This is a genomic window from Paenibacillus tengchongensis, from assembly GCF_008973665.1.
In the GTDB taxonomy this organism is placed as follows: domain Bacteria; phylum Bacillota; class Bacilli; order Paenibacillales; family Paenibacillaceae; genus Paenibacillus_AQ; species Paenibacillus_AQ tengchongensis.
This window is the reverse complement of record NZ_WACP01000001.1, coordinates 454,647-474,659: the sequence shown is the minus strand read 5'-3', so window position 1 is coordinate 474,659 and position 20,013 is coordinate 454,647. Positions and strand designations below refer to the sequence as shown.

Annotated in this window: 15 protein-coding genes; 9 read left to right on the top strand and 6 right to left on the bottom strand. The window is 56.7% G+C overall.

What is annotated here, in order from left to right; translation table 11 throughout:
- Window positions 1–53: 53 nt before the first annotated feature.
- Window positions 54–1,241, bottom strand: a complete 1,188-nt coding sequence (locus tag F1381_RS01935; RefSeq protein ID WP_151733133.1) for an MGDG synthase family glycosyltransferase — start codon at window positions 1,239–1,241, stop codon at window positions 54–56.
- 370 nt (window positions 1,242–1,611) lie between these two features.
- On the opposite strand from F1381_RS01935, the gene F1381_RS01930 reads away from it, so the two are divergent.
- From F1381_RS01930 to F1381_RS01910, 5 genes are all read left to right on the top strand, one after another.
- Window positions 1,612–2,193 (top strand): TetR/AcrR family transcriptional regulator, encoded by a 582-nt coding sequence (locus F1381_RS01930; protein WP_151733132.1) that lies wholly within the window; start codon window positions 1,612–1,614, stop codon window positions 2,191–2,193.
- Window positions 2,194–2,390: 197 nt separating this feature from the next.
- Window positions 2,391–4,745 carry a YhgE/Pip domain-containing protein gene (locus F1381_RS01925; RefSeq protein ID WP_151733131.1) on the top strand — a complete coding sequence of 785 codons (2,355 nt, stop codon included), beginning with the start codon at window positions 2,391–2,393 and terminating at the stop codon, window positions 4,743–4,745.
- Window positions 4,746–5,116: 371 nt separating this feature from the next.
- Complete coding sequence (gltB, locus tag F1381_RS01920) at window positions 5,117–9,712, top strand: glutamate synthase large subunit (protein ID WP_151733130.1); 4,596 nt, start codon at window positions 5,117–5,119, stop codon at window positions 9,710–9,712.
- 348 nt (window positions 9,713–10,060) lie between these two features.
- Window positions 10,061–11,011: an ABC transporter ATP-binding protein gene (locus tag F1381_RS01915; RefSeq protein WP_151733315.1), complete on the top strand. Its 951-nt coding sequence runs from the start codon at window positions 10,061–10,063 to the stop codon at window positions 11,009–11,011.
- A complete protein-coding gene (locus tag F1381_RS01910) occupies window positions 11,004–11,789 on the top strand; it encodes an ABC transporter permease (RefSeq protein ID WP_151733129.1) in 786 nt (261 codons plus the stop codon). Before F1381_RS01915 ends, F1381_RS01910 begins: the two co-directional genes overlap by 8 nt.
- A 51-nt stretch (window positions 11,790–11,840) precedes the next feature.
- Here the strand turns inward: F1381_RS01910 and F1381_RS01905 are convergent, their stop codons facing one another.
- On the bottom strand, window positions 11,841–12,278 hold the full coding sequence (locus tag F1381_RS01905) for a bactofilin family protein (protein WP_151733128.1): 438 nt from the start codon (window positions 12,276–12,278) through the stop codon (window positions 11,841–11,843).
- A gap of 24 nt (window positions 12,279–12,302) precedes the next feature.
- A complete protein-coding gene (locus F1381_RS01900) occupies window positions 12,303–13,460 on the bottom strand; it encodes a M23 family metallopeptidase (protein WP_151733127.1) in 1,158 nt (385 codons plus the stop codon).
- Window positions 13,461–13,742: 282 nt separating this feature from the next.
- On the opposite strand from F1381_RS01900, the gene cls reads away from it, so the two are divergent.
- On the top strand, window positions 13,743–15,173 hold the full coding sequence (gene cls, locus F1381_RS01895) for a cardiolipin synthase (RefSeq protein ID WP_151733126.1): 1,431 nt from the start codon (window positions 13,743–13,745) through the stop codon (window positions 15,171–15,173).
- A 196-nt stretch (window positions 15,174–15,369) separates the two neighbouring features.
- Window positions 15,370–16,206 carry a YitT family protein gene (locus F1381_RS01890; RefSeq protein WP_246187887.1) on the top strand — a complete coding sequence of 279 codons (837 nt, stop codon included), beginning with the start codon at window positions 15,370–15,372 and terminating at the stop codon, window positions 16,204–16,206.
- A 196-nt stretch (window positions 16,207–16,402) separates the two neighbouring features.
- On the opposite strand, the gene ligD is transcribed toward F1381_RS01890, so the two are convergent.
- The 3 genes from ligD to ku are packed head-to-tail and all read right to left on the bottom strand — an operon-like array spanning window position 16,403 to window position 19,278.
- A complete protein-coding gene (gene ligD / locus F1381_RS01885; protein ID WP_151733124.1) occupies window positions 16,403–17,284 on the bottom strand; it encodes a non-homologous end-joining DNA ligase in 882 nt (293 codons plus the stop codon).
- Window positions 17,285–17,312: 28 nt separating this feature from the next.
- The gene (locus F1381_RS01880) at window positions 17,313–18,266 is read right to left on the bottom strand and encodes an ATP-dependent DNA ligase (protein WP_151733123.1); all 954 of its coding nucleotides are present in this window, start codon (window positions 18,264–18,266) and stop codon (window positions 17,313–17,315) included.
- A 52-nt stretch (window positions 18,267–18,318) separates the two neighbouring features.
- Window positions 18,319–19,278, bottom strand: coding sequence for a non-homologous end joining protein Ku (ku, locus tag F1381_RS01875; RefSeq protein WP_151733122.1), 960 nt, complete (start codon window positions 19,276–19,278; stop codon window positions 18,319–18,321).
- Window positions 19,279–19,551: 273 nt separating this feature from the next.
- Here ku and F1381_RS28060 point away from each other — a divergent pair, with 273 nt between their 5' ends.
- Together F1381_RS28060 and F1381_RS01870 are read left to right on the top strand one after the other, a co-directional pair.
- Window positions 19,552–19,722: a hypothetical protein gene (locus F1381_RS28060; RefSeq protein WP_187355143.1), complete on the top strand. Its 171-nt coding sequence runs from the start codon at window positions 19,552–19,554 to the stop codon at window positions 19,720–19,722.
- Between the two features lie 27 nt (window positions 19,723–19,749).
- Window positions 19,750–19,935 (top strand): H-type small acid-soluble spore protein, encoded by a 186-nt coding sequence (locus F1381_RS01870; RefSeq protein ID WP_151733121.1) that lies wholly within the window; start codon window positions 19,750–19,752, stop codon window positions 19,933–19,935.
- Window positions 19,936–20,013 lie beyond the last annotated feature (78 nt).

Below are 20,013 nucleotides of genomic sequence, written 5' to 3'. Positions count from 1 at the left end.
ACCTCCATTCCGTCTCGTGACGAAATGGAGGTTCTTTGGTTTGTGTTACGACATCAAGGCGTAACATAAACGGCTTCATCGCTGCGGGCCTGCTGCCGCGCCGTCCAAGGCTCAAGCGGTCCGCCTGCCGGCTTGCCCATCAGCCCCAGCACCGTGGCCGCGCAATGGTGCGGCTGATGGCGTTCCGGTGAAATCCGCCGGGTACGCGGCTCAGCCTGGCCCGCGTATTCACGCAGCAGAAGGGTGAGCCATTTATTAACCACTTCGGAGTCCAGCTTCTCTGCCAGGCCCACCTCGACGAAATATTGGCAGTTCTTCTCTTCCTGTCCGGGGATGGCGCTGTAGAAGAGCATAGGAATGCCTTTGGCCTGGCCTTCCGTGCAGGTCATGCCCCCGGGCTTCGTGATCAGCAGATCCGAAGCATCCATCAGTTTGTTGATTTCGCTGCTGTACCCGAGAATTCGTACATTGGGGTGGTTCAGCAGCGGGTCGGCATGCATTTTGGCGACGGCTTTGTCGTTGCTTCCCATGCAGAAGATGAGCTGAACCTCATTCATTCTGGCCGTCAGCGAGCGCATGACCTCCTTGCCGAACATGAGACCCCAGCCGCCGCCCATAACAAGCACGGTGGGAATATCGGCGAGCCCCATTTCCTTGCGGAGCTGGCTCTTATTATAGCGTTCCCAGAATTTCGGATGCACGGGAATACCTGTAACTGTTATCAATTCCGCAGCGATTCCCCGGCCGGTTAATATCGATTTCACCCGTGTGGTGGACACCAGATAGCGGTCCACTTCACTGTTAACCCAGCTGGCATGCGCGTCATAGTCTGTGATGACCGTATACAGCGGGACATTCAGCCCCATCCGCTTGAGCCGGGAAATGACGGCTGCGGGCAGCGGATGTGTACAAATAATCAGATCAGGCTTAAGCTGCTCGATTACCTGCATGGCATGCGAATAAAAAACCCGGTGCAAGGCCATTTTGGTTAACCGGCTCAGCGGTTTGTTGTATTGCGTCTTATACATCATCCCCACCAGCTTGGGCTGGCGGCTGACTGTTTTGCGGTAAGCGGAAAGAACCCAGGGGGCGACAGTGGGGTTCAGGAATGTCCCAAGCTCCATCACCCGGCATTGTACATCAGGGCTCAGCAGCTTAATTCCTTCGGCCAGAGCATAGGCTGCTCCAGTATGGCCTGTGCCGAAGCCTTCCGAAAACAGCAGAACTCTTTTCTTTCGCATAAGTTCACCTGCTACTTTCCAATCAATGGAATGAATTGCGGGAGCACGCCGGCATACACGGGAAGCTCTCGTCCAAGCATCTCTTCTATTATACAGGTATACGCTGGAATTAGCTTGTTTTCTCCAAATATATGACGGCCGTCCCAAATTTTTTTTAACGCCGGTAATTTCCGGACCTTCTCTGCTCCTTACATTATACAAATAAGACGTAAATAAAAAGTTAAAACACTGCAAAATTTAAAATAAAGCTTTTCCGGGTATTGCAACTGGGCCGTCAACATGATAAAGTAGTCAATGACCAAATGACCGTTTTAGTAAATTGGTCATTGTATGCGGGCGATAAGTGCTCACAGGGAAAGGATGTGCTGGAATGGCTGTGGTTGATCGAAGGCAGCAGGTGCTTCAGGCGGCGGCAAAATGCTTCACCTTGTTCGGGTATAAAGCGACCACCATGGACCAGGTGGCCCGGATTGCCAATGTGGGCAAAGGGACCATTTATACTTTTTTCATGAACAAAGAGCAGCTGTTTGACGAGATCCTGCGTGGAGTCATTGTCGAGATGAAGAAGGTCGCCGAACGGGAAATCAGGCGGGACAAAGCCTTTTTTGACAATTTGCACCGGGTTCTGGATGCCCTGCTGGAATTTCGCAGCGAACACGAGCTATTCATCAAGCTGTCCCAGGAAAGCCGCGATTTCGGAACGCCGCAGGCCGGTGAGGGTCTCGACAAGCTGGAGAGCGTGGTGCTCGAATATCTGGAACGGGAGGTGGAACACGCGATTCAGGACGGGGAGATCAAGCCTTGTGACCCCAAGATTGTATCGCTGGTGATGTTCAGGCTGTACATTGTGCTGACCGCCGAACTGAACAAAGTGCATGAGCCGCTCGATAAAGAGCAGATCCAGCAGTATTTTCAGTTATTTATCGGCGATGGTCTGGCACAGCGGGCCTAAGAAGAACCAGTGGGGGATGGCGTCCGTTGTCCGCTTTCCCTTAGAACCCCTTGTCGGGAACGGCAGGCTGGGAGAAAGCCGGAAGGGCCTATTTTTTTGCTCCGGATTGACCGAATGGGGAAAATGGTCATCTGGTGTTACTGTAATCTTTCATGAAATCTAGTAAAAAGTAAAGAGAATAAAAGGAGAGAACCAGAATGAAATCTTTGTCCGTGTTTCTCAAGGACCTCGGTGCGGCATTCAAGAATCCGAAGGTGCTGATCCCGATGCTGGTCGTCCTCTTCATTCCGGTAATGTACAGCGGGCTGTTCCTGAAAGCCTTTTGGGACCCGTACGGCAAAATGGATGAACTGCCGGTCGCTGTCGTCAATGAAGATCAAGGGGCCGAATATGAGGGGACGAAGCTGGCCGCCGGCGACGAACTGGTGGAGGAGCTGAAGAAGACCGACGGATTCAAATGGCAGTTTGTGTCCCGCGAGCAGGCGGAAGCCGGGCTCCAAGACGATACCTATTATATGGCCATTATTGTGCCGGAGGATTTCTCGGCCAAAGCAACGACACTGCTGGAGGACCATCCGGAACCGGCCAAAATTATCTATGAGCCGAATGAAGGCTATAACTTCCTGGCGGGTCAAATCGGCGGCACTGCCGTTAAGGATATCAAAACGAAAGTGTCCGCCAAGATCACCGAAGCTTATACCAACTCTGTATTTGACAAAATCACCACGGTATCCAGCGGTCTGGGCGAAGCCGGCGACGGGGCTACCCAAATCGCTGACGGTGCAGGCAAACTGGATGACGGTGCGCTGAAGCTGCAGGAGAACCTGGTTGTCCTAACCGAGGGCGCAGGCAAGCTGGTCGACGGCGTAGCGCCGCTGACCCAGGGCGTAAATGATTTGAACAGCGGCGCTGCAGCGCTGGAAGAAGGCAGCAGCACATTGGCCGGCGGACTGCAGCAGTTGTCTGCCGCCCATAAGCAGTTGCAGTCGGGCGTGCAGCAAAGCGCAGGCGGCAGCGCCAAGCTCAGCGCCGGCCTGAAGCAGGCCGAAGCCGGAGCGGCTGCCCTTGAAGCCGGAACGAAGTCGGCTGTGGACGGTACCGAGAAGCTTGCGGCCGGCACGCAAAGCGTTGAGAGCGGCAGCGCCAAGCTGGAGACGGGCTTGACCGCCTCCACGGAAGGCGCCGCGAAGCTGGAAGCGGGTCTGACCGCTTCCAAGGAAGGCAGCGCGAAGGTCAGCGCCGGGGCGAAAGCTGTAGCCGACGGCCTGCAGCAGCTGGCCAAGGGCAATCCGCAGCTGGCTGCCAGCGCGGATGTGCAGAAGCTGATCGCGGCGGCAACCGCGGTCGCTGACGGCAGCGCGCAGCTGGATGCCAGCCAGCAGCAGCTCCTGGAAGGTGCGGCCGCGCTGCACAGCGGCCAGCAGCAGCTGCAGCAGGGCGCCAGCCAGCTGCACAGCGGCTCGCAGCAGCTGGTGGACGGCGTCTCCCAGCTGCACGAGGGGGCGCAGCAGCTGAATGCCGGCAGCACTCAGCTGCATGAAGCGCAGACGCAGCTGCTCGCCGGTGCGCAGCAGCTGCAGCAGGGCGGCGGCACACTGACCGCCGGCATGCAGCAGTTCGGCGCGAAGCTCGCCGAAGCGGCCGCAGGCGGGGCGAAGCTCGCCGAGGGCGGCAAGGCGCTGGAAGCCGGCACCGCGAAGCTGGCCGGAGGCGCTGGACAGCTGAGCAGCGGCCTGGCCTCTGTGGCCGACGGCTCGCAGCAGCTGACGGACGGCGCAGGTCAGCTCAAGGACGGACTCGATGAGCTGAAATCCGGCTCGACCGAGCTGGCCACCAAGCTGGGCGATGCGGCCAAGCAGACCGCCGAAGTGAACAAATCCGATGAGCTGGTGTCGATGTTCGCCCAGCCGGTAGTGATCGATGAGCAGAAAGTCAATGAAGTGCCGAACTACGGCACCGGGTTCGCTCCATACTTCCTGTCGCTCGGCCTCTTTGTAGGCGCGCTGATCTGCACCCTGGTGGTGCCGATGCGCGAATCCGAGGTGGCCGGAGCCAGCCGGTTCAACCGTTTCATCAGCCGTACGCTGACATTCTCGATGATGAGCGTCGTCCAGGCGCTGCTGGCAGCGATGATCGTCTTGTACGGACTGGGGCTTGAAGTGCAAAGCGTGCCGCTCTTCTACGCTTTCGCGTTTATCACCAGCCTCGCCTTTATGTGGATGATTCAGGCGATTGTAACCTGGCTTGACCAGCCGGGACGGTTCGTGGTCATCGTGATTCTGATTCTGCAGCTGACGACCAGCGCCGGCACATTCCCGCTCGAACTGATTCCGGGCTGGATGAAGGTGCTGAACCCGCTGCTGCCGATGACTTACAGCGTCAAGGGCTTCAAGGCGGTCATCTCCAGCGGCGATTACAGCGCCATGTGGAGCGACGCCGGCATGCTGGCCATCTATGGCCTCGTGTTCCTGGCCCTGACCTTCACCTACTTTATGACCCGTGACCGGGGCAGTGAAGCCGCAGTGAAAAGTGAACAAGTTTTGACTGTATAAATTCTGATTGAAGATTTGGTAAAATCATTGTAAAGGACGTCTCTTCGGAGACGTCCTTTGCTGTAGTAAAGCGAAAATGCGACATTATACTTACATCTTATGGAAAGAAAACAGTTGAAGCGTTTTCATTGCATAAGGCCTTATTCACTATTTATGAATAAATATGCATAGTATAGTTTTTTTACGCTTTTATTCTCTAAAGCTGCAACGCAAAAATAAATGTTAATCAAACTCATAAAAAAGTTTAAATTGCGCTCATGTCAGGTCGATGATAAAATAATATAACCAATCTGCCTTGAATAATTATTAAGATTTCTCTGTGAAACTTTTTCCTGAAATCCGTTCACTTTATAATAGAAAGGTTGCGTAAGATGAGACACACAGAACTGCCCGGCAAACAGGGCCTATATGATCCCCAGTTCGAAAAAGATGCATGCGGCATGGGGTTTGTCGCCCACATTAAGGGCAAACCCTCCCATGATATTGTTAGTAACGCCCTGACGATGCTGTTTAACATGGAGCACCGGGGAGGACAAGGCAGCGAACCGAACTCCGGCGACGGAGCGGGGATTATGCTGCAGCTGCCGCACCGTTTCTTTGCGGGCGAAGCCCGGAAGCTCGGCTTTGAGCTGCCGGCACAGGGCCGTTACGGCGTGGGCATGATCTTTCTGTCTCATAACGAGGAAATCCGCAGCCGTCATGAGAAGCTTCTGAGCGAGATCATTGCCGAAGAAGGCCAGCAGGTGCTCGGCTTCCGCGATGTGCCAACCTATGACGAAATGCTCGGCAAGACGGCCAAAGCGGCCAAACCGTACGTCCGCCAGGTGTTTATCGGCGCTGCCGAGGGCATTAAGGACGAGATGGCATTCGAACGCAAGCTCTATGTCATCCGCAAACGCGCGGAGCTGGCCATCCGCTACGGCGGGGTAGAAGAAGGGGAATCCTTCTATGTGCCAAGCATGTCATGCCGCAAGATTGTCTACAAGGGCATGCTCACCACCGAACAGGTAGGCCAGTTCTATCTGGATTTGCAGAATGAAGAACTGGAATCGGCGATTGCGCTGGTCCACTCCCGCTTCAGCACGAACACGTTCCCGAGCTGGGAACGCGCGCATCCGTACCGTTTCATGATTCACAACGGCGAGATCAACACGCTGCGCGGTAATGTGAACTGGATGCATGCCCGCGAGTCGCTGTTCAAGAGCGAAGTATTCGGTGAAGATCTGGGCAAGATCAAGCCGGTGGTGAACCCGGACGGCTCCGATACGGCGATGTTCGATAACACCTTCGAATTCCTCTATCTGAGCGGACGCTCCCTGCCGCATGTCGCCATGATGATGGTTCCCGAGCCTTGGAGCAACCATGACAGCATGGACGACAAGAAGAAGGCCTTCTATGAATATCACAGCACGCTGATGGAGCCATGGGATGGACCTGCGGCGATGGGCTTTACCGACGGCGTGCAGATCGGCGCGATTCTTGACCGTAACGGCCTGCGCCCTTCCCGTTATTATGTAACCAAAGATGATCTGATCATTCTCTCCTCCGAAGCGGGCGTACTTGATATCCCGCCGGAGAATGTACTTTATAAAGACCGGCTGAGACCGGGACGCATGCTGCTGGTGGACACGAAGCAGGGACGGATTATCTCCGACGAGGAAGTGAAGGCGGAAATCGCTGCCCAGGAGAATTACCGCCAGTGGCTGGATGAACATCTGATCAGTCTTGAAGAGCTTCCGGACGCGCCTGAGCTGCCGAATCCGAAGCATGACAATGTCCAGCAGCTGCAGCAATCCTTCGGCTATACCTTCGAGGATCTGCGTAAGGTGCTGGAGCCGATGGCCTCCACCGGGGCCGAAGCGGTCGGCTCAATGGGCTATGACGCTCCGCTGGCCGTGCTCTCCGACCGGCCGCAGCGTCTGTACAATTACTTCAAGCAAATGTTCGCACAGGTCACGAATCCGCCGATCGACGCGATCCGCGAAGAGCTGGTCACATCGACGGCTACGACGATCGGACCGGAGCGGAATCTGCTCAAGCCGGAGCCGGAAAGCTGCCGCCAGATTTCCCTGGACTCGCCGATCCTCTCCAATGAAGATTTCGCGAAGCTGCGCCACGTGCGCCGCGCCGGCTTTAAGTCAATGACCATTCCGATTCTGTTCCCGGCGGAGCTGGGCGCGGAGGGCATGCGCATCGCACTGGAGCGGATGAATGAAGCTGCTGACCGCGTGATGGGCAAGGGTCACAACATTCTGATCCTGTCTGACCGCGGCGTGGACCGCGAGAATGCCGCCATCCCGGCGCTGCTCGCCGTCTCCAGCCTGCATCACCACCTGATCCGCTCAGGAACGCGGACGAAGGTCAGCATCCTGCTGGAATCCGGCGAGCCGCGCGAAGTACATCACTATGCGCTGCTGCTCGGCTATGGCGTAAGTGCGGTTAACCCGTACCTGGCCTTCGAGAGCCTTGACGATATGATCGGCCAGGGTCTGCTGCGCGGCATCTCGCATGAGAAGGCTGTGAAGAACTACATCAAGGCTGCCACGAAGAGCGTTGTTAAGATTCTCTCCAAGATGGGGATCTCCACGATTCAATCGTACCGCGGCGCACAGATCTTCGAAGCGGTCGGCCTTAGACAGGATTTCGTGGACAGCTACTTTACCTGGACGCCTTCCCGCATCGGCGGCATCGGCCTGGAGGAAGTAGCGGCGGAAGCGCTGATTCATCACAACCGCGCCTTCACCGAGAAGGACGGCAACGATAAGGTGCTCGATTCCGGCGGTGAATACCAATGGCGGGCCGACGGCGAAGACCATCTGTTCAACCCGCAGACGATCCACCTGCTCCAGCACGCCGTGCGGAGCGGTGACTACCAATTGTATAAGAAATATGCGGCATTGGTGCAGGGCGAGACGAAGAACCATCTGACGCTGCGCTCCATGCTGCAGCTGAAGCCGGCGGGCGAGCCTGTACCGCTGGAAGAGGTGGAACCGGCGGAATCGATCATGAGACGCTTCAAGACCGGCGCCATGTCCTTCGGCTCGATCAGCAAGGAAGCGCATGAGACGCTGGCCATTGCCATGAACCGCATCGGCGGCAAGAGCAACACCGGTGAAGGCGGCGAGGACCCGGCGCGCTTCATTCCTGATGCTAACGGCGATTCCCGCCGCAGTGCGATCAAGCAGGTGGCATCGGGACGTTTCGGGGTAACCTCGAACTACTTGGTGAACGCCGACGAGATTCAGATCAAGATGGCGCAGGGCGCCAAGCCGGGTGAAGGCGGACAGCTTCCGGGCCGCAAGGTGTATCCTTGGGTTGCCGAAGTGCGCGGCTCCACGCCGGGCGTAGGCCTGATCTCGCCGCCGCCGCATCATGACATTTACTCCATCGAGGATTTGGCGGAACTGATTTATGATCTGAAGAACGCCAATCCGCGTGCCAATATCAACGTGAAGCTCGTTTCCGAGGTTGGCGTCGGCACCATTGCTGCCGGCGTAGCCAAGGGACGTGCCGATATTATCCTGATCAGCGGCTATGACGGCGGCACCGGCGCATCGCCGATGAACTCCATCCGTCATGCCGGACTGCCGTGGGAGCTCGGCCTGGCGGAGACTCACCAGACACTGATGCTGAATAACCTGCGCGACCGCGTCGTGCTGGAAACCGACGGCAAGATGCTGAGCGGACGCGACCTTGCGGTAGCCGTGCTGCTCGGTGCCGAAGAATACGGCTTCTCGACGGCTCCTCTCGTAGCTGTAGGCTGTATTATGATGCGTGTCTGTCAGATGGATACCTGTCCAGTCGGCGTAGCCACGCAGAATCCGGACCTGCGCAGGAACTTTACCGGTGATCCGCAGCATGTCGTGAACTTCATGACGTTCGTTGCCCAGGATCTGCGGGAGATTATGGCCAGTCTCGGGTTCCGCACAATCGAAGAGATGGTGGGACGGACCGATTGCCTGGATGCGACCCAGGCTTCGACGCACTGGAAGAAGAAGGGCGTTGATCTGAGCAGCCTGCTGCATACGCCGGCTGTGGCGGAAGGCAGCACCCGCTTCCGCAGCAAACGCCAGAACCATGGGCTGGAAGAGACGCTGGATATGTCGAAGCTGCTTGATCTGGCTGCGGAGGCTTTGGAATCCGGCCGTCCGGTAGAAGCTTCGCTTCCGATCACGAACGTCAATCGTGCGGTCGGTACGATTCTCGGCAGCGAGCTGACGCGCAAATACGGCGCCGCCGGTCTGCCGGAAGACACGATCCGCCTGCATTTCTCCGGCTCTGCCGGACAAAGCTTGGGCGCATTCGTACCGAAGGGTATCACCCTTACGGTGGAAGGCGACTCCAATGACTATGTCGGCAAGGGACTGTCCGGAGGCAAGCTGGTGATCAAGCCGTCGCCGAAGGCCACCTTCGCCGCGGAAGACAATATCATTATCGGCAATACGGCATTCTACGGAGCCACCAGCGGTGAAGCTTACATCAGCGGCATTGCCGGCGAACGGTTCGCCGTCCGCAACTCCGGTGCCAATGTTGTCGTGGAAGGCGTGGGCGACCACGGCTGCGAATATATGACAGGCGGCCGCGTAGTGGTACTGGGTACGACCGGACGCAACTTTGCAGCCGGGATGTCGGGCGGTATCGCTTATGTATACGATCCTGAGAACACCTTCGTGAAACGCTGCAACCTGGAAATGGTGCTGCTGGAGCGGGTGGAGGATGCGGAGGAAGCCGAGCAGCTGCAACACATGATCTCGCGGCATACCGAGTACACAGACAGCCAGGCGGGCAGAAGAGTACTGGAGAACTGGAGTGAGGCTCTGCCGAAGTTCGTGCGCATCATTCCTAAGGATTACAAGCGGATGCTGGAACAGATCCGCAAGGTCGAGGAGACCGGACTTACCGGCGAAGCCGCCCTGCTGGCCGCTTTCGAAGCGAACATGCGCGAGCTGGCCCGCGTCGGGGGCTAAGCTGCCCCGATGTCTGCAATAGCAGAGGCTGCCTTAAGGATCAGGGAGCACCTTACTTTTAAATGTAATCATCTTATAGCATTAAGATAATAAGTTAGAGGGAATCACTCCTCCTAATTTTGCCGGGTCGCCTTTGTTTCAGGCAACTGCGGCGGGTTAGCAGGCGCGATTCCCTCTTTTTATATTTCTTGCAGGGTTACCGGGCTCAGCGGCGTCTAACAATTATAGTTTTATTTATGTAATGCCACGGAACTTCGCCAGTTGTTTTCTTGTTTTTCAGAAAAAAGGCAAACCGTGGTAAACTACAAGGGATTGCAGGCTTACAGCCACTATTTCCGTATCTTTAAAATGACGAAAGGAAGTGAAGTGATGCCGAATATGGCGGAAGTGGTAAAGCCGGTGGCCAGTCTAATGAATGTGACCAAAACCATCGGCTCCAAGACGCTGGTCAGCGATCTGACGCTCGATATCCCGCCGGGACAGGTCTTCGGGTTTCTTGGCCCGAACGGCGCCGGCAAAACGACAACCATCCGGATGATGGTGGGGCTGATCTCGATCAGCAAGGGGGATATCCTGATCTGCGGGCGCAGCATCAAGGACCATTTTGAAGAGGCCATAGCGAATGTCGGAGCCATCGTAGAGAATCCGGAAATGTACAAGTTCCTGACCGGTTACCAGAATCTGCGGCAATATGCCCGTATGGTACCCGGTGTCGGCAAGGAGCGGATCGACGAGGTTATCAAGCTCGTGGGCCTGGAACAGCGGATACATGACAAAGTCAAATCCTATTCGCTTGGCATGCGCCAGCGTCTCGGAGTGGCCCAGGCGCTGCTGCACCGGCCTAAGCTGCTCATTCTCGATGAGCCGACCAACGGTCTGGACCCGCAAGGTATCCGTGAGCTGCGTGATTATTTGCGCCGGCTGTGCACCGAGGAAGGAACGACGGTATTTGTCTCCAGCCATCTCCTGTCGGAAATGGAGCTGATGTGCGACAGTGTGGCGATCATCCAGAACGGCAAGCTGGTGGATATCAAACAGCTGAAAACGGTAGGCGACGCGGCTGCGGTAAGCAGTGTGGAGACGCTGTTTGAGGTCGACAATCCGCAAGCGGCGCTGGAGCTGATCGGGCGCGGGCAGCTGCAGCAAGGCGGCATCGTCTTGGAGGCGGGACGCGAAGAAGTGGCCGGACTGAATGCCAGGCTGGTAGCCGCCGGCATTAAGGTCTACGGCATCCGTACGCTTTCACGGTCGCTGGAGGATCAATTCCTGGAGATTACGGGAGGTGAAGGCATTGTCTGAGTTCACATCGCTCATACATAATGAGAATATCAAGATCTACAGCCGTGTCCGCACCTGGGTGATGCTATTCATTCTGGCATTTATAAGCGTGCTGTTTCCGGCACTGTTCCATTTCACCAGCAGCGGCGGCTCAGCGTCCTTGATGGGAGTATGGGAGAATTTTCAAATTACACTGACGATCGCTTTTTTCCTCAATACTATCTTTACTGTCGTCATCGCTTCTGATTCCGTGGCTGGTGAATTCTCCTGGGGAACCATTAAGCTGCTGCTGATCCGCCCGTGGAGCCGGTCCAAAATCCTGCTCTCGAAATACATCTCTCTGGTATTGTTCAGCTTGCTCAGCACAGCGGTTATGATGCTCTTTGCCTATGGCGCATCGCTCATCTTCTCTTCGGGAAATGCTTCGGCTACCGTAGGAAGCTTCACGGCATTTGAGTATGCGATGCTAGACGTGCTTTGCAGCTACTTCGAAATGTTTATCACTGCGGCACTGGCCTTCATGGTCTCCAGCGTGTTCCGGGCCAGCGGCCTGGCTATCGGCTTGTCGCTCTTTATAATGTTTACGCAGAATATGTTTGCCATGATCTTCAATCCGGAGCGGTATGCGTGGGCCAAGTATCTGATCTTCACGCATATGGATCTCGGACGCTACATTCTGTCGGACACCGGGCCTGCCGGCATTACCTTGGGATTCTCCATTGCGGTGCTGGCCGTTTATTACGCGCTGTTCCTGGCCGTGGCCTGGGTTGTCTTCGGCAAGCGGGATGTGGCCGCATAAGCGGTGCAGGGAGTGTACTGTAAATATTGAAAAAAGCGGGCGTAGGCCCGCTTAACCCGCTTCCAGTGTGCCTTGCGCATGGGAAGACTTGCCTTTCTTGTCCGTTTTGCCGCTGTCCAGCAGCCCGCCCGCCGGTTCCGGGGCGGGCTGCTTCGCCATGGCCACAGAACCGTTAAGGACACTGCCTGCGGAGATGCTCAGCGCGGCGGCAACGATGTTGCCGTGCAGCTGGCCGCTCTCCGTCATCGTCAGCCTGCGGTCCGCTGTGACATCGCCGAAGACTTTGCCGGCGATAATTACCTCCGTAGCCTTGATGCTGGAATGCACGGTACCCTGTTCACCGACGGTGACGGTCCCCCGGCAGTCAATCTCTCCGCTGAAACTCCCCTCGATACGCAGATTCGTATCGCATAAGATTTTGCCTTCCAGCGCCCCCCCTTGACCGATCAGTGAATCCGTGGCTTTGACGGGTACATTCTTCTTCAACATATCGGTTCCTCCTAACATTTGACATTAAGGTTTGACATAGTTTAACGGGTTGACCGGCTTGTTCTGTTTGACAACCTGGAAATGCAGATGGGGGCCGGTGCTGCGGCCCGTGTTGCCGAGGGTGGCAATTTTCTGGCCTTTGACCACCTTGTCGCCGGCGGAGACAGACATTCCGTTCAAGTGCATGTACCAGGTCTCCAGCCCGTTGCTGTGCTTGAGGATAATATATTTGCCCCTTGCCCCCATCTGATCGGAAGCCGTGACCGTCCCGTCCATCGCGGCGTAAATGGGATCGCCGATGCTGCCGGCAATATCGATACCGGAGTGATAAGCGGAGGTGCCCTCGAACGGATCGGAGCGGTAGCCGAAGCTGGAGGTAATGACCTTGGAACTGGTGGGCCAGAGGACAGGCGCGGCCAGCCGCTTCTGTTCGGCCTGCGCCCGTCTGGCCGCCAATTGTGCTTCGGCCTGATTGGCTTCTTCGGCGGCTGTGATCGTGCTGTTAATGCTGGTCAGCATTTCATCCAGCAGGCTGTGGATCTCTTCATAATCATCCCGCGCTTCCTGTGCCAGCTTGAGCGAGTCCTCCTCATAGACGGCAACATACTCGCCGCCGACCTGCGGCGCTACCGTCCGGCTTGCCGCTGTATTCCATGCCGACAAGCGGAATTGCAGGGCGCCAGAGACGGCGGATGCAGCGGAGGCAGCCACCTGGAACGGATGTCCTGCATCAGTAACCGCCCGGAAGCTGCCTTCCGTGCCGGCGGCGGAAGCCTGCCGGTCCCCGTCCGTCTGCCCGGCGGTTCCCTGTTCCTGCTCAATCAAGGATTGGAGCTGCTGCTCCAATTCACTGACATTTTTCAGCTTGTCTCTAATGCTTTCCGCTTCCTCGGACAGCTCGGTCACCTGGCTGCGCAGCAGCTGCAGCGTCTTATCCTTATCCTGGGCCTGAATCTCCATCTGCACATTGCTCAGCTGCAGCGCAGCGGCTTCGGCTTCCAGCTCGGCGATGGAGCGGGAGGCATGAAAGTGCATGGAGGTGACCAGACTGGAAAGGGACAGGGCTGCTGCGGCAGGCAAAGCCAGGGCAAGCGGTTTGGACAGCTGCAGCTGTCTGACCGGCCGTCCGGCTTCGCGGACGACAAGCAGCGTAATCCGGTTACGATCTGGCTGATTCTTCATTAGCTTCTCCTTCCTGCGGCCCTGTGCATAAGCCGCTCGCTGTAAATAAACGAACGTTGCCCGGGGCAGCGGCTGCCGGAATGAAAGGGTTATCCTGCGCCGGAGCGGGCTCATCCGAATGGTCCTATTACTCTATGTATTCCGGGCTGCCTGCGAACATGACTGCAGTTGTATGAATAAACTGAGGGGGTTCGGGCAAAAGCTGTATTGGCGATAGGCCAAAGCCGCTTGATTAGAACGGATTCGTTAGAGAAGCAAGGGGCATTCAGGAGGTGATTCGTTTTGAAGGTAGCCGTAATTTTATTGTGCCTGTATATCCTGCAGGTAGCTCTTATCTTATGCTTGGAATTCCGCCGTCCCCAGCGGGCGCTCGCCTGGATCACCCTGAGCCTGTGCTTTCCGCCCGCCGGGCTGGCGGCCTATTATTTCCTGGGCGCAGACTACTGGCGCGGCCGTAGAATCCGCCGCGGCTCCCCGGGCGGTTGCCGCGGCCTCCGCCCCGAACTGCGGGCGAAGATCCATGCCGTCGCCGGCGTCTCAGAGTGCGGAAACCCGCAGCTGGAGGGCCATGAGCATTTGCTGCGGCTGCTGACCGGATTGTCGGAGTATCCGCTTACCGGCGGTAATACTTGCCGTGTGCTGGGGGATGGCGAGGAGGCGTATAACGCGATGCTGGAGGCGATGGAATGCGCCCGGGAGCATATTCATATCCAGTTTTATATCTTTCGCGGCGATGAGGCCGGAGAACAGTTTCAGGATGTGATGATCCGTAAGGCGCGCCAGGGGATCAAAGTGCGGCTGCTGTGCGACGGGCTGGGGAGCCTGAAGCTGGAACGTTCTTTTGTGCGCGCTTTAAGACAGGCCGGGGTAGAGGTGCACTTCTTTCTGCGGCCGCTGTCCGGCCTTGCTTCCCGCCGGTTCAATTACCGCAACCACCGTAAAATTGTTGTTGTGGACGGGACGGTCGGCTTTACCGGCGGGCTTAATGTGGGAAAGGAGTATTTGGGCAAAGATCCGCAGACAGGGGCTTGGCGGGATACGCATGTACGAATTGTAGGCGATGCCGTGTATAGTCTTCAGGATGTGTTTCTGAGAGACTGGCAGCTGGCTGCGGGCAATGCCAAAGGTCATCCCCGGCTGTTTCCGCAGCACAGCGGAAAGGGCGCGGAACCGGTCCTGATTATACCAAGCGGACCCGACCGGGCAGTCGATGCCACCCCGGCCTTATTCACGGCAGCCATCGGGGCCGCCAGGCAGCGGATCTGGATTGCTTCGCCGTATTTCATCCCCGATCCGGCGATTTGCCGTGCGCTCAAAAATGCAGTTCTGGGCGGGACGGATGTGCGGATCATGATACCCGGTAAGCCGGACAGTGAGCTGGTGTATCAGGCCTCTCTATCCTATGTGGAGAATCTTCAGGATGCCGGAGTCAAGTTCTACCGCTACACTGCAGGCTTTATGCACGCTAAGGTCATGGTCATCGACGGCCTGTTTGCCACTGTGGGCAGCGCCAATCTGGACATGCGCAGCTGTTATTCCAACTTCGAGCTCACGACGGTGCTGTTTGATCCGGAACGGATAAATAGCCTGGCGGAAGATTTCAGCCGGGATCTGAAGCACAGCGAGTTTATCGACCCGCAAATTTTTATGAAAAGAGGATGGAAAGTCAAGCTTATCCAAGGTCTTTGTCAGCTGTTTTCGCCGCTATTATGACAAAAAAGAGGGCTAAAATCATGTTTTTCGAATGCGGGTATATGCCAGGTTCCGTTTTTGGGCTTCTTTTGTGATATAATATAGATATATTATTCTTTTTTGATTTCTTTTGAGGGGGAGTTCTATGACTGTAAGTCAACAGGTATTTACGAATGAGGAGGAGAAGCAGCCGCGTAAATCCGGTGCTGCCAAGACCATGAGATTGGCCCAGCGGATTGTGATGATGGTGCTCGGTGCGGCTATGATGTCGGTGGCGCTGGAGATTTTTCTCGTTCCCAATCATTTGATCGACGGCGGAATCACCGGTATTTCCATTATGTTGTCTCATATTTTCGATATTCCCCTCGGGATTCTATTGACCCTGCTCAATCTTCCCTTTCTGGTTATCGGATATAAACAAATTGGCAAGACGTTTGCCATCTCCACCTTGTTTGCCGTCGTTGTAATGTCCATCGGCACACAGCTGCTGCACCCGGTGAACCCGATCACTGTAGAGCCACTTCTGGCTGCAGTATTCGGCGGCGTCATTCTCGGTGTCGGCGTCGGGCTGGTCGTCAGATACGGCGGGTCGCTGGACGGAACGGAAATTGTGGCCATCCTGATTGCCAAGAAGCTGCCTTTCTCCGTCGGCGAGGTTGTTATGTTCTTCAACGTATTCATTCTTTCCACCGCAGGCTTTGTATTCGGCTGGAACAATGCGATGTTCTCACTCATTGCCTATTATATTGCTTTTAAATTGATCGACATTACGCTGGAAGGTCTGGATCAATCGAAATCGGTATGGATTATCAGCGATAAATTCCGCGATATCGGCGAAGCGCTGACCGAGCGTCTCGGACGCGGCGTTACTTACCTTGATGGAGAAGGAGGCTTCTCCGGAGAGAACAAGAAAGTCATCTTTGTGGTTATTACCCGCTTGGAAGAAGCCAAGCTGAAGTCCATTGTAGAAGATTGGGATGCCGATGCATTCATTGCCATAGGCAACATCCATGATGTCAAGGGCGGCCGCTTTAAGAAAAAAGCGATTCATTAGTTGCGGCGGAACCCCTGCCATAATGCCGTTTGAAGGAAGGTATATTTACGAAACTCAGCGTATTCAATCCGGTGCACAGTACCGCATTCTTATATAGCATACCTTCCAGACCGGAAGAACTGGAACAAGGATAAGCCCGCTGCCTGTACAGGTGTCAGCGGGCTTATTGCTTGTTCCGACCATTAAATACCGGAGGTCACAGCCTGGAAACAATGGCCTCCACCGGCTGGGGCGGCACCCCGGCAATGAGATCCCCCATGGACTGCAGGCGTTCTACAATATTGAGCAGGTGATAATCCAGCGGGGAGACATTCCTGCGGACCTCCTCCCACAGCAGCGGGGTAGAGACAGTGGCCCGTGGACGTGCCCGGGGTGTGTAAGGTGCGGCCAGCGTCTTGCCGCCGTAATGCTGCAGGTAATCGAAATAGATTTTATCGCCGCGGTTCTTCTTCAGCCGCTCCAGGGTGAACAGATCCGGGCGTTTCTCGGTGACATAGCGGCCTACGAAATGCCCGATCTTGCGCAGCTCATCGAAGGTTACACCCTGCCGTACCGGCACAATGATCTGCACCCCTGTCGCACCGGAGGTCTTGGGAACCGAGGCCAGCCCGAGCGAGCTCAGCACATCGCCGACCAGAGCGGCGGCCTCCATGATCCGCGGCTCCACCTCCAGCGAAGGATCCAGGTCGATCATCCATTCGCAGGGCAAGTCACTGCCGGCGGTATGGAGCGACGGGTGGAATTCCAGTGCAGCCAGGTTACCCAGCCAGAGCAGCTCCGGCAATCCCTGCAGGACGATATACTCAATGTTGTCCTGCACTGCGGTATGAACGAAAGGCGGCAGGGGATGCGGCGCATTTTTCTGATAAAAGGACATGCCGGTTACACCGTGCGGGTAGCGGATGACGGTCAGCAGCCGGTTCCGGCAATACCGCAGCAGGTAAGGCGACAGGGCGGCGAGCTTCTCCAGATACATGCGTTTGGTAATACCCGCTTCCGGCCAGAGCGGCTTATCGGGATTGGTGACCGTAATCTCCTGCCCGTCTACGGTAATTGAGCCCTTGATGGTTGCCGGCATAGCTGAACCTCCTTAAGTGATGAATGCTTTACAGGAATGCCCGTTGCTCCAGCCGGCAGGCGGAGGGCGGGAGATCAACCCGGGCCTGGATGACCGGCTGCCGGAACGTGCCTGAAGGATTCCATTCCAGGAAATGGATCTTGAATACGAGCTCCGGCTTGATCCACCGCGCACCCTTGCTCCGCTCCGGCGGGGCCTCGAAGGGCATGAGCGGTGACGCCAGCGTCTCTGCAAGTTCAGTCAGCCTGCGCCAATCTGCTGCCGTCATCTTGCCGGCGCCCGCATGTCCGATGTAGTGGAGCTTACCTTCGTCATCGTATAGCCCGAAGAGCAGGGCGTTGACAATGCCGTCCCGGTAGGTTACCCCGCCGGCGACAGCCGTCACATCGGCAATGATCTTGCGCTTCTGCCAGCGCTTGTCCTTGCCGCCGGGCGCATAGACGCTGGTGATATCCTTGCATACAATGCCTTCCAGACCATTGGTCTGCGCGGCGGTGTACAGCTGTGCCGGATCGGTATAGCTCGGCACGTTCTGGACATGCGGATGGGGCAGCAGCATCTCGCCCAGAAGCTGCTGGCGCCGCGTGAGCGGCTGGTCCAGCAGCCATTCGCCGTTGCAGTACAGCATGTCGAAGACCATATACAGCACCGGCACCGCCGGAAGCGCCGCGCGGACGGCCGCCTCGCTGCGCAGACTGTCGCGGCGCATCACTTCATGAAAGGACGGCTTGCCGCCGCTTAGCGCGATCACCTCGCCGTCCAGTATGAAGGAGCCGGCCCGGCAGTAGCTCCGCGATTCAGCCAGCTCAGGATATTGCATCGTCCTGCGGTTGCCGCGCCGGTTAATCAGCTCGGTCTCCCCGCCGTCGTGGTAGCACAGCATGCGTACACCGTCCCATTTAATCTGGGCAATCCATCCGGGACCTGCGGGAAGCGCCGCTGCCAGCACAGGTTCAAACGGCGTGATCGGCTTCAACTTCATGGCATCATCTCCCCAAGTGTAGTCGGTCTCCGGCAGCGGTGCTTCAGCGGCTTCAGGAGACCGTCTCTTTGCTCTTGGCGGTGCGCCGCTTCGGCTTCGGCGCAATGACCGGGATCGGGCCGGTCGCTTCGTGGACGACCGGAGCCGCGGCAGCGGTTTTGGATTTAGCCGTCTTCCGCTTGGCCCCGGCGGCAGGCTTGGCTCCCGCAGCAGCGGCGCCGGACGTTCCCGGATCGGTCGGGATAGGCTGGACGGCCTCGATGCTGGCCTGCAGCGCAGCCATCAGGTCGATGACGTTCGCCTCCTGCTTCGCCGGCGCGATATGGTATTCTTCGCCCGCAACCTTGTGGGAGATCAGATCCAGCATCCGCTGGCGGTAATCATCCGTATATTTCTCCGGTTCAAACGGAGTGGACAGCTGCGAAATCAGCAGCTTGGCCATATCCAGCTCCTTGTCGTTGACCGCTCCCGCTTCCGGCAGCCCAGGCACCTGGGAGATCGGGCGCACTTCATCCGGATAAAAAATCGTCTCAATCGCCAGGCAGTCCGCCAGCACGCGGATCGCCGCCAGGCTGCTCTTGGAGCGGATGGAGATCTTGGCGATGCCGATCTTGCCGGTCTGGCGCATGGCCTCCATGAGCAGGCGGTAAGCATTGGTTCCCGCCTGGTCCGGGGAGAGGTAATAGGTTTTCTGGAAATAAATCGGGTCGATCTCCGTCAAATCGACGAAATCGAGAATCGTAATGTTCTTGGTGCTCTCTTCCGTCAGCTGGTCCAGCTCCTCTTTGTTGAACAGGACGAATTTGCCCTTTTCATACTCATAGCCCTTGCCGATTTCCTCCCAGGCGACTTCCTTGTCACAGACAGGGCATTTGCGCACATAGGACAGCGGACTGCCGCATTCCTTGTGGATGTAGCGCAGCGAAATATCCTTGTCCTCCGTGGCGGAGAACATTTTGACCGGAACGTGGACCAGACCGAAGCTGATTGCCCCTTTCCAGACGGTATGCATGTATGAACGCCTCCTTTGTATAAGTGCGTGGGGATAAGATCAGAAACGTTGTGGCGTTTTGTATAGTATGGGGAGCCGGGGCTTTTTCTAGCCAGAATTTATTAGGATTCCGGAGTCCCCGCAAAGTACCTGAGCAGCTTCCTTGTAAGGCCCCGCTTTGTGGGGTTATTTTGCCGGATGCATTATTTGTGAAGCGCGGGAAAAAATATACGCGGCGGGCAGGAGTAATTCGGCGGGCTAACCGTCATTAATGCTGATAGGGGGGGCTGCTGCTTGGAACGCAACGGGAATGAGTGGGTTGACGCGCTATCAGAGCAGGATATTCCGGCCGATGTGGTCGACTGGGCGAATATCGTCGCTCCAGAGGCAGAGGAGGAGGTCGGAGAATCCGGACTGCTGGACGCCGGGGATACGATCGGCGAGCCGCCGGTGCCTGAAGAATAATTATCTTTTACCTATAGGAGGAACAACATGGACATTCAACGCGCAAAGGATATTTACGCCTCCAAGGAGATGATCTCCGTGCATCTGGATGGTGAGCCGGTATGGATTGAGCATGTGGATGAGGCAAACGGCATGGCGACGGTGCAGGTGGGCTCGCGTCCAACCAATGTGCATACTGTCGGCGTAGACCGTCTGGAGGAGCAAGGAAGTTAAGCCGCGGTATAAAAAGCACAGCGGACGCCCGCCATTGCTGTTACGCTGATTCAAACGGCAGAACAAATGTACACTGCC

Excerpts from the sequence above, each read along its gene's own strand:
- F1381_RS01935 (WP_151733133.1), bottom strand. The coding sequence starts at position 1,241 with ATGCGAAAGAAAAGAGTTCTGCTGTTTTCGGAAGGCTTCGGCACAGGC.
- F1381_RS01930 (WP_151733132.1), top strand. The coding sequence starts at position 1,612 with ATGGCTGTGGTTGATCGAAGGCAGCAGGTGCTTCAGGCGGCGGCAAAA.
- F1381_RS01925 (WP_151733131.1), top strand. The coding sequence starts at position 2,391 with ATGAAATCTTTGTCCGTGTTTCTCAAGGACCTCGGTGCGGCATTCAAG.
- gltB (WP_151733130.1), top strand. The coding sequence starts at position 5,117 with ATGAGACACACAGAACTGCCCGGCAAACAGGGCCTATATGATCCCCAG.
- F1381_RS01915 (WP_151733315.1), top strand. The coding sequence starts at position 10,061 with ATGACGAAAGGAAGTGAAGTGATGCCGAATATGGCGGAAGTGGTAAAG.
- F1381_RS01905 (WP_151733128.1), bottom strand. The coding sequence starts at position 12,278 with ATGTTGAAGAAGAATGTACCCGTCAAAGCCACGGATTCACTGATCGGT.
- F1381_RS01900 (WP_151733127.1), bottom strand. The coding sequence starts at position 13,460 with ATGAAGAATCAGCCAGATCGTAACCGGATTACGCTGCTTGTCGTCCGC.
- F1381_RS01890 (WP_246187887.1), top strand. The coding sequence starts at position 15,370 with ATGAGATTGGCCCAGCGGATTGTGATGATGGTGCTCGGTGCGGCTATG.
- ligD (WP_151733124.1), bottom strand. The coding sequence starts at position 17,284 with ATGCCGGCAACCATCAAGGGCTCAATTACCGTAGACGGGCAGGAGATT.
- F1381_RS01880 (WP_151733123.1), bottom strand. The coding sequence starts at position 18,266 with ATGAAGTTGAAGCCGATCACGCCGTTTGAACCTGTGCTGGCAGCGGCG.
- ku (WP_151733122.1), bottom strand. The coding sequence starts at position 19,278 with ATGCATACCGTCTGGAAAGGGGCAATCAGCTTCGGTCTGGTCCACGTT.
- F1381_RS01870 (WP_151733121.1), top strand. The coding sequence starts at position 19,750 with ATGGACATTCAACGCGCAAAGGATATTTACGCCTCCAAGGAGATGATC.